Below are 9,465 nucleotides of genomic sequence, written 5' to 3' on the forward strand. Positions count from 1 at the left end.
GCGCGCGCCGGGCGCATAGCGCAGGCCGCGCCGTTCCACCGCGCCGGCGCGCGGCGTGGCCAGGCCGGCCAGGTGCATCGGCAGGCCGCTGGCCAGCAGCCGCGCCAGCATCAGCCCTGCAGCGCCTCCCGCGCCTCCACCAGGCCGCGGCGCTGGTCCGGCGTCACCTGCGGGTAGTGCAGGCCGAGCCCTTCCAGCGCGTGGCAGATCGCCGCGACCACGACCAGCCGCGTGAACCACTTGCGGTCTGCCGGCACCACGTACCAGGGCGCGTGCGGCGCCGCGGTCGCGCGGATCGCCGCCTGGTAGGCCTTCATGTAGTCGTCCCAGTGCTGGCGTTCCTGCACGTCGTTGGCGCTGAACTTCCAGTTCTTCTCCGGCTCCTCGATGCGCTTGAGGAAGCGCTGGCGCTGCTCCTCCGGGCTGACATGCAGGAAGAACTTGAGGACGACGACGCCCTGCCGCGCCAGGTAGCGCTCGTAGGCCGCGATATCCTCCAGCCGCTCGTCCCAGATCTGCTTGCCGACCAGGCGCGGCGGCAGCTTCTGGCGGTCCAGCACCGCCGGATGCACGCGCGCCACCAGCACCTCCTCGTACCAGGAGCGGTTGTGGATGCCGATCTGGCCGCGCTGCGGCAGCCATTGCTGGTGCCGCCAGAGGAAATCGTGATCCAGCTCCTCCGGTCCCGGCGCCTTGAAGCTGGCGACGTGGCAGCCCTGCGGATTCACGCCGGAGAAGACGTGCTTGATGGCGCTGTCCTTCCCGGCCGCGTCCATCGCCTGGAAGATGCAGAGCAGGGCCCAGCGGTCCTGCGCGTAGAGCATGTCCTGCTGTTCGGAGAGGTACTGGACGCCGCGTTGCAGCAGCGCTTCCGAGCCGTCCTTCTCCAGGTCGAGCCCGCCATCGTCATCGGGCTTGTGGTCCCTCAGGCGGAACCCCTTTCCGCTGTCCACGCGGTAGCGCGCCAGCAGCTTCTCGACGGACTTTTCCATCGGCGTCCCCCCTCATCGATTGCGTTCGGGTCGCAGCATCCAGGCCAGGCAGGCCACCTGCAAGGCCAGCGTGAGGCCGAAGGCCCAGGCATAGCCGGCCGGCGCCCAGCCGCCGGAGGCGGTGCGCGGCCAGAGGTCCAGGATCCAGCCGATGGCGTTCTGCAGCAGGAAGACCAGCACCAGCATCGCGACGTTGATCGCGGTGGCGACGCGGCCCGCGAGCTCCGCCCCGAAGCGCTGGCCGATCGCGGCATAGCCGGTCGGGCCGGCCGCGCCGCACAGCGCGAAGACGAACCACAGCAGCGCAAGCACGGCCGGATGGTGCGAGGGATCGAGGATCAGCACCGCCTGCACCGCCGCCATGCCGCCCATCGCCACCCAGGGCATCGTCATCGGTCCCCAGCCGCGCCGCTGCAGCACCGAGGACGCCTGCCCGAACCCCGCGCTGCCGGCCATCAGGCCGAGCGCATAGACCAGCAGCAGCGTCGCGCGCCCCGCATCGTCCAGCCCGCCCACGTCGCGCAGCCAGGGGCCGGCCCAGAGCCCCTGGTAGGTGAAGTTCATGGCCGAGAGCAGCGCCACGGCCGGCGCCAGGCGCAGGAAGCCGGCATTGGCGAAGATGCGTCCGAACTCCCGCGCCTCCGCCGCCAGGCTGCGGCGCTGCGGCACCACGCCCGGCCCGTGGTCCGGCACGGAGAGCCAGATCCAGAGCGAGGTCGCCGCCGCCATGACTCCAAGCAGCGCGAAGACGCCGCGCCAGCCCAGCGCCGGCACCAGGAGCGCCGCCGGCACTGTCGCTGCCAGGCTGCCCAGCGCGCCGACGAAGACGCCGAGGCCCGTCATCGCGGCCACCCGGTGCTTCGGGTACCACTGCGAGTTGACCTTCAGCATCGCGATCAGCCCGGCGGAGATGCCGAAGCCCGTGACCACGCGGCCGACCGCCAGCAGCAGCGGCCCCGGCGCCAGCGCGCAGATGACGAAGCCGCTGGCGGCGACGATCGCCAGCGTGGCCTGCACGCGCCGCGCGCCCCAGAAGTCGATGGCCAGCCCGACGGGCAGTTGCGCCGCCGCATAGGCCGCGAAGAACATCGCCGCCAGCAGCCCGAGCTGGCTGGCCGAGAGCGCGAACTCCACCGCCAGCAGCGGCCCGATCGTCGCGACCAGCGTGCGTGCCGCCTGGTTGACGAAGTTGAGCCCCGCCAGCGGCAGGGTGAGGCGCGCGAAGGAGGGGTGGGTCATGCGCGCCTCATCGGACTCTGACCTGGCGGCCTGCGCAGCAGGCCGAGCGGCCGAATGGCCGCCGCCGCGAGTGCGTCACGCCGCTGGCGTGCCTGCGGCACGACGCAGCCAAGCGCGCGGAGGCGCGCGCCGGCGATTGAGGGCGAAGTGCGTCAGCACTTCGCAAGGCAAGTCTCACTGCATCCGCAGCCGCACGCTGACCGGGCAGTGGTCGGACAGGCGGTCGCGGAAGCTGCGGTCGCGCTCGCCATAGACCAGCACGGCCATGCTGTTCGGCACCAGCCAGTTGCGCGCCTCGCCGCCCAGCAGGATGTGGCTGATGAAGGGCCGCCCGCCCCGCGCATCCGCCCAGCAGGGCGAGGCGAAGCCGGCGGTCGGGCGCGCGAGCGGCGCCTCGCCCTCGACGATGCGCAACAGGTCGTCGCGCGGGCCGATGCGGCGGTTGAAGTCGCCGAGGATGGCGAAGGCAACGCCCTCGCGCCGCCGCGCCTCCACCCAGCGCGCCAGCACCTGCGCCTGGCGGGCCAGGCCTTCGCAGTCCGGCGGGCCGGACTCCAGCGGGTCCTCGCGGCAGCCGGCGTTGAGATGGACGGAGAGCAGGCGCAGCCGCGCGCCGTCGCGCGTTTCCACCGTGATGTCGGCGCCGCGCCGCAGGCTGCGCCGCGCGCCGGCGCGGATGTCGAGCTCCACCAGGTCGCGATGCGGGATGACGCGCAGCGTGCGCCGCACGGCGAAGCCCGGGCGCTGGACGTCGCTCTCGTCGGTCAGGTGGATCGCGTAGTTGGACGGGTCGAAGACGCGCGCGGCGGCCTGCTCGCCGTCGATCTCCTGGAGGGCGACGATGTCGGCGTTGAGCCGGTTGGCGTAGCCGCGCAGCAGCGCGAAATCCTCCGGCAGCCGTGCGCGCAGTTCGCGCGGCAGGTCGGGGTGCCCGGCCGGCTTCAGCGTGAGCCAGGCGATGTTCCAGGTGGCGAGCTTGATCTCCTGCTGCGCCCGGGCGGGCAGGGCGGCGAGCAGGAGGAGAAGCAGGACAGACGGGAGGCGCATCGGCACAAGCTAGCAGCCCGCCACCGCTGCGTCCTGCCCGACCATCCCATGCAGGTGGCGACCTGCTACGCCTCGACCGTGAACTGTTGGGAGGCCGTCACCGCGGCCGCCGCACGCATGGCGGAAGGGACGTGCCGCGCACATCGCGATCCGCATCGTCTCCACGCCTCCTGCGAGGCCATGCCGTGTGCCTTCGCGGCGTCGGCGTTGTTGGCAATGCAGGGTGCGCGGTGTGTTGCGACGCGCCTGGCAAGCGGGATCAGCTCGTCGCTGACGTTCGGCGCCGTTCCGCAACTGTTGCAAAAAGTGGCTCTGTCAGCAACACTCGTCACGACATCCGGTTGGCAACGACCGGCGCGCAGCAACCACGCCCGGAAGCGTGGGAAAGGGGAAACAGATGACGATCACTATTGCGGATATCACTGATGCCTGGTGGAAAAAGCATGCTCCGCCCAAGAACAGCATCCTAGATTTTGGCACAGGTATCGGCGAAGATCTCAGGAAATACGAGAAGTCGATAGCTGCTCTTAAGGCCAGCAAGATCTTGATACCACCTAGCGCGATGGCGTCGGGCGACAAGGCAGCGCTGAAAAACCTTCCTAACCGCGCGGCAATGGCAAAAGAGGCAGCGCAGGCCTGGAAGTCCTTGCTGGAAGTCGAAAAGAAATTGGAGAAGCTGAAGAAAGCGGGTCAACTTACCGGCACTCTCTCCGAGTGGGGAGCGGTGATCTACCACCACAAGGGCGAAATGATGGGCCTTGCGGACCACCTAAAGTAGCCAGCGGCCGGCCTCAGCAGCGATAATGGCCACGCTTTGTGGTTCGCGCGGACAAGCTGCGAACCGAGCGCAACGCGTGCACACCCAACCAAGTCAGGAGGACCTTCAATGAGTTTGCGCGACATATGGGCGTCTGCAAAGAAGCAGTACAAGTCGGAAATTTCCATGATGAAATTGAGTGACTCGCTCGATTTCGGTCCCAAATTGGATAAGTACGAAGAAAAGAAAAAAGAATATGAAAAGACTGAGGAAAAGTATAGATTGGACCCCAAGCCGGAGAAAACAGCTGCCGCCAAGAAGGCGGTAAAAGACGCGGCTAAGGTGGCGCAGGATGCCGCAATGGGTTACTTGAAGGCGCTAAATACCATCAAGGGCAATACGGCGCATCCTCAGCATGCGGCGGCACAGGCGCTGTACGATACCATAAACCCGAGAATTCTGAGCGAACTCAACAACGCCGTGAACGGCCGGTTTTAGCGAAGACGTTCAGGGGCTGCGTCTTTGCTGGTCGTGCCGAAAATTCTCGGCACGACCGCGCAGCAGAGAGCAGCACGCCGCCTGTCAGCCGGGGCAGAAGAGACGGTCAAGGCATGCGCAAGACCCGCTCACGCCGGAGTCTTGGCGTTCCGGATGACGAGAAAGGCGGAATCGGAGCGGGCGACGGCACTGAACAACGGATCCTCGAACACGCGGCGGACATTGCAGCCTAGCTCCCCAAGGCCCGCAGTCGACAAGTACAGGAACGCTCCCACCTGCTTGTCGTGGCGGGCGAGCATGATGACATCGCCGGACACCAGTGGCCGACGCTTCTCCTGCGCTTCCGATCCCTCCAGCGGCTGCCCGCTGCCCCGGACCCGGATTGTGTATTCGCCGTCCGCGCGGCGTGCCTCCGGATGAAAGGCAGCTCTCCCGGTGAGTTGGCCCGCGTTCGGGTTACCAGCACCGGTGATCTGAACGATGTCCCAGGTGAAGAAGGTCTTCGGATCCATGATCTGCAGCGTCACCGGATCGCCGGAGTAGACGTCTTCACCTACAGCCCGCCCCTGGCCATGCACGATCATAATCGCCTCCCGTGCAACTGCTCCGGTGGCGCCTGTCTCTGGGGAATTTTGGGGGTCCCGGTCGTAGAGGTGAGGCCCATTCTTGCGATCCGGGCAGTAGAAGAGACGGAAGTTGTTGGCCGCCGCCTCGAGCCTGATCGGATGGCCGTAGCGAATGCGCCCCCCCTCGTCGCCGCCGCGCTCGGTGATGTAACTGCTCGTCTCGTCATCGAGCAGTCTGCGCTTTGCGGCGAGGTCTGCTGCCTCCTCATCCTTAAGAAGGGCACTGACCAGCAAGGTCGAGACCCGGCGCATCTCGAAATTGCCGGGGTTCTTCCGGGTTCCGATGATCGGGACCGGCTTCTTCTCCACCGATTCGACCCAACCCTTGTCGACCGCCTCGGGATTCCCGATCCCGCCGACATACTGGATCAGGCTGCGATGCACCTTGCTCTTCGCATCGTTCTTCTTCTGCTCGGCGATCTGGGATTCCCGTTCGACGCCGAGCTTTGACTCGCACCCGGTAAAGCGCGCGTCGGACTTGAAGGTTTCAGATGTGGCGAGTGTATCCGATTGTGATGCCGAGGCAGTGCTGATCTTCGAATACGCCATCCCGCCCAGGGTCACCGTATGCAAGTAGTGCGTTCCGAACGTCTTGATGAAAGCGCGATAGGCCGCGCGGTCTGCCTTGGTCGGAAGCGCCTTCACCGCGGCGATGAAGTTCTTGTTCAGCTGGAGGTTGCTGGCTTGCACACCGTCCAGATCCAGCGTCGCGATGCAGACGGTGTGGTTCACCGTGAGGAACGTGAAGACCTCCTTGCGGGACGCTGACTGCTGAGCCGTGGTCTTGACGGTCGAGCTTGCGGAGAATTCGAACAACCCATCGACGCCAGCGTTCGCCGTTATGGATTCACTGAATTCCTTCTGGAAATCATAGCTGTTGGACATCATTCTTTCACCACCTTCGACAGTCGTGCTGGGACTGAAGAAGACCTCAAGGCCGCTAGGAATAGTATGGCCTTCCTTTTCGTAAGTTTCGTCTTTGGTCGTCAGTATCAGATTGGCGAGCTTGCAGGATCCTGCGACATTGAACGGATCCAGCTCCAGAAGATCCACCCCTCTGCCGAGGAAGCTCACACCACTTATGATTTCATCTGATGACACGATGCCGTCTCCTCAATATTCGTCGATTGCTGCCCGAAGGATGGACGACGGCTCTGACCGCAGGCCACCCATCGTTACCAGAGTGCACGTGGGCACCGACACCTGTCCAGACCGATGCAACCGGCAAAATTCTGTCCACATCGCGCGCCAGCAGCGTCGCGCCGCTGCAGGCGAACCAGGCCCTCAACGCTGGCAGATCAGGTGGACAGGCACGCCGCGTTCAGCAGCCCGACCGCGACGGACGCGCTCGCCTTCAGGATGGCGCCCGCCACCTCGCCGCGTTCCATCGCGGCCCGCCAGTCGCTGCCCAGCACCTTCGCCACCACGAAGAACACGCCGATCTGCACCGCCAGCGCCACCAGGCTCCACACCGCCGCGTCCACGATGTTCACCGAATGCGAGAAGGCGGAGGCGATGGGCAGGCAGAAGCCGATCATGGCGCCGCCGAAGGCGATCGCCGCGCCGGCATTGCCGCCACGGATCATCGCGATCTCGGCATGCGGCGTGACGCGCAGGTAGATCGCCATGGCGCCGCCCAGCAGCACGATGCCGGTGACGAAATAGGCCAGGAAGCCCGGCAGCGTGGCGAGGCTGGTCATGCGGGCGTCTCCCCCAGGGGCACGAGGCGGGTCACGAGGCGGGCTCGAAGTAGTGCGGCACGAAGCGGCTGGTGTCGCGGGTCACCGGCGTCGCGTCCTCGCGGATGCCGAGGCCGCAGGGCGTGCCGGCGACGACCCAGCTGCCCAGCACGGGATAGCGCCCGTCGAAGCAGGGCAGCTCCGCATAAGCCTGCCAGACGCGCGGCTGGTCGGCATACGGACCCTCCGTCTCGATCCCCGGCGCGACCACGTTCGCACCCTCCCGCCCCCAGAGCGGCTTGGAGATCTCGGGGCCGCCCGTCTTCCCGGGCTCCAGGAAGGCCGGCAGCAGGTTGGGGTGGTCCGGGAACAGGTGCCAGAGCAGGGACAGGAACGCCTTGGAGGACGGGATCAGCCGCCAGGCCGGCTCGATCCAGCGCGTGTTCGCCCGCCCGACGTGGTTGCCGAACTGCTCGCGCAGCAGCCAGTCCCAGGGATAGAGCTTGAAGATCGCCCGGATCTCCCGCTCCTCCAGGTCGCGGAAGGAGCTGCCGTTCCAGCCGATCTCGTCCATGTGCAGGAAGGGCGCCTCGATGCCGGCCTGGATCGCGGTGTCGCGCAGGTAGTCCACCGTGCCGCGGTCCTCGGTGCTGTCGCGCGCGCAGGCGAAGTGCACCACGGATGGCAGGCCCAGCGCCGGCCAGGCGGCGATCAGCGTCTCGTGGATGGAATTGAACTGGTCGCGCACGCTTCCGCCGCGCGCGTCCCGCGTGACACCATCACTCGCGGCGAGGCACTCCAGCCATTCCCACTGCACCACCCCCGCCTCGAACAGCGCGGTCGGCGTGTCGGCGTTGTATTCCAGCAGCTTCGGCGCGCCGCTGCCGTCCCAGCGCAGGTCCATCCGGCCGTAGAGCGTCGGCTCGCCGCGCTGCCAGGAGGACTTGACGATGGGCCAGGCGCCGTCGGGGATGCCGAGCGGCCCGTTCAGGTCGTGCGTGACGGCATGCGCCACCGCCTCCAGGCAGCGGCGGTCGAGCTCGGCCGTCGCCTCCTCCAGCACGTCCACCTGCGCGGCGGTGAAGGCGTAGCAGGCGGTCTCGTCCCAATAGGGCTCGCCGGCGATCTCGGCGAAGGCGAAGCCCAGCTTGGCCGCGCGCTCGCGCAGGTCCGGCCGGGCGGCGAGGGCGACGCGCCGCATCGCTCAGGAACTTGAGGAGAAGGAGGACGCGGAGGAGCCGAAGCCGCCGCGGCTGGAAGAGGCGGGGGCCGCGGTGGAACTGCGGCTGTCCGAGGTGCGGCCGGAGGTCCAGCCGCCGATATAGCTGCTGCTGCGAGAGGAGGAACTGCTGCGCTGGCAGATCTGCTCCGCATCCGGACGCAGCTCGGCCCGGGCGCGCTCGCACGCCTCGCGCTGGCGGCTGTCCCCGCAGGAGGCGAGCATGGCCGCGACGCCACCGCCGAGCAGCACGAGCCGGATGACCTTGGTCCGCTTCACGCCGCCAGCGTAACAGCGCGGGCCCGCCAAGGCGAGAGCGTCCCACGGCGGCGCGCGCCCCGGGATTTCGCCGTGCCGGACGCGGATTCATCACGCAACCTCCCCCGCGGCACGCGTTGAGTGTGCAGTGCGGCATTCCAGCGGAGCGCAGCAGTCCGCAGGCGCCGCACGCTGCCGCCCGGCGCCCCCGGTGCGGGCGATCGACGGATCGATTTCAGAAAGGGACGACGATGTCTGACACGACGATTCAGCGCGAGGCGCGTGCCGCGGAACGCGCCACGGCCGGCATGGGCCGCGCCATGCAGCGCTCCACCGAGATCATGGGGCGGGCCACGGAGCGCAGCGCCATCCACATGGAGCGCGCGGCCGGGCGCGCCGCCGGCACGGCGCTGGACACGGCGATGACCGCGGGCATGGCCTGGTGGGACCTGATGCTGCAGATGCAGCGCGCCTCCCTCGCCTCGCTCTCGGTCTACAGCCCGGGCAGCGACACGCGGGTGACGGCCACCGGCTTTGCCACGGGCGCCGAGGGTTCGGCCGTGGTGCCGGTGGGCGAGGAGCGGCTGAACATCGGCACGCGCACGGTGCTGGGCGAGACCACGCGCATCCGCCGTCGGGTCGTGGCGCAGCCGGTCGAGCAGGAGGTGACGCTGCGCGACGAGCGCGTGGTGGTGGAACGTCGCCCGGGCTCCGCGCAGGCCGCCGCCGGCCAGGCCGAGGTGCTGACCGAGACGGTCGTCGAGATGACCGACAGCCGCCAGGTGCCGCAGGTCTGGAAGACCGTCCATGTCGCCGAGGAGGTCGTGCTCCGCCGCGAGGTGAGCGAGCGGAAGGCCCGCGTGCGCGAGACGCTGCGCCGCGACGTGGTCGAGGTGGAGCACGAGGGCTCGGCGCGCGGCGCGATCGAGGCCGCGGCGACGGAACTCCCCGCCCCCGGCCAGGCGCAGGAGGTCGAGGAGGCGGCGCGCCAGCAGGCCGAGGCCCTGGCCCGTGCGGCGGCCGAGACGACGCGGCAGCGTGCCGAGACGGCGTCCGACCAGGCGAATGAGGAGCGCCGCCGCCGCGAGGCCGCCGCGAAGGAGGCAGCTTCGAGCCAGCCCGCGCCGGGCGGCCGCAAGGGCTGAGCCGG

At 68.3% G+C, this 9,465-nt stretch carries 10 protein-coding genes; 3 read left to right on the forward strand and 7 right to left on the reverse strand.

The genetic code is table 11. From position 1 onward, the window contains the following. Positions 1 to 110: 110 nt before the first annotated feature. From OZN99_RS18305 to OZN99_RS18315, 3 genes are all read right to left on the reverse strand, one after another. Positions 111 to 992 (reverse strand): polyphosphate kinase 2 family protein, encoded by an 882-nt coding sequence (locus tag OZN99_RS18305; RefSeq protein ID WP_270936707.1) that lies wholly within the window; start codon positions 990 to 992, stop codon positions 111 to 113. Between the two features lie 12 nt (positions 993 to 1,004). After that, complete coding sequence (locus OZN99_RS18310) at positions 1,005 to 2,231, reverse strand: MFS transporter (protein ID WP_270936708.1); 1,227 nt, start codon at positions 2,229 to 2,231, stop codon at positions 1,005 to 1,007. Between the two features lie 174 nt (positions 2,232 to 2,405). Next, positions 2,406 to 3,278, reverse strand: a complete 873-nt coding sequence (locus tag OZN99_RS18315; protein ID WP_270936709.1) for an endonuclease/exonuclease/phosphatase family protein — start codon at positions 3,276 to 3,278, stop codon at positions 2,406 to 2,408. Positions 3,279 to 3,675: 397 nt separating this feature from the next. On the opposite strand from OZN99_RS18315, the gene OZN99_RS18320 reads away from it, so the two are divergent. Both OZN99_RS18320 and OZN99_RS18325 read left to right on the forward strand, forming a co-directional pair. After that, positions 3,676 to 4,056 (forward strand): hypothetical protein, encoded by a 381-nt coding sequence (locus OZN99_RS18320; RefSeq protein ID WP_270936710.1) that lies wholly within the window; start codon positions 3,676 to 3,678, stop codon positions 4,054 to 4,056. Positions 4,057 to 4,164: 108 nt separating this feature from the next. Continuing rightward, positions 4,165 to 4,533, forward strand: coding sequence for a hypothetical protein (locus OZN99_RS18325; protein ID WP_270936711.1), 369 nt, complete (start codon positions 4,165 to 4,167; stop codon positions 4,531 to 4,533). A 128-nt stretch (positions 4,534 to 4,661) separates the two neighbouring features. On the opposite strand, the gene OZN99_RS18330 is transcribed toward OZN99_RS18325, so the two are convergent. From OZN99_RS18330 to OZN99_RS18345, 4 genes are all read right to left on the reverse strand, one after another. Then, a complete protein-coding gene (locus OZN99_RS18330; RefSeq protein WP_270936712.1) occupies positions 4,662 to 6,260 on the reverse strand; it encodes an MAC/perforin domain-containing protein in 1,599 nt (532 codons plus the stop codon). 197 nt (positions 6,261 to 6,457) lie between these two features. After that, on the reverse strand, positions 6,458 to 6,859 hold the full coding sequence (locus OZN99_RS18335) for a DUF350 domain-containing protein (RefSeq protein WP_270936713.1): 402 nt from the start codon (positions 6,857 to 6,859) through the stop codon (positions 6,458 to 6,460). 31 nt (positions 6,860 to 6,890) lie between these two features. Then, positions 6,891 to 8,039 (reverse strand): glutathionylspermidine synthase family protein, encoded by a 1,149-nt coding sequence (locus OZN99_RS18340; RefSeq protein WP_270936714.1) that lies wholly within the window; start codon positions 8,037 to 8,039, stop codon positions 6,891 to 6,893. 3 nt (positions 8,040 to 8,042) lie between these two features. After that, positions 8,043 to 8,336, reverse strand: a complete 294-nt coding sequence (locus tag OZN99_RS18345; RefSeq protein ID WP_270936715.1) for a hypothetical protein — start codon at positions 8,334 to 8,336, stop codon at positions 8,043 to 8,045. Positions 8,337 to 8,566: 230 nt separating this feature from the next. Between OZN99_RS18345 and OZN99_RS18350 the strand changes: the two genes are divergently transcribed. Next, positions 8,567 to 9,460, forward strand: a complete 894-nt coding sequence (locus OZN99_RS18350) for a YsnF/AvaK domain-containing protein (RefSeq protein ID WP_270936716.1) — start codon at positions 8,567 to 8,569, stop codon at positions 9,458 to 9,460. Positions 9,461 to 9,465: the final 5 nt, after the last annotated feature.

This window comes from Falsiroseomonas oryzae, assembly GCF_027856955.1.
GTDB lineage: Bacteria > Pseudomonadota > Alphaproteobacteria > Acetobacterales > Acetobacteraceae > Falsiroseomonas > Falsiroseomonas oryzae.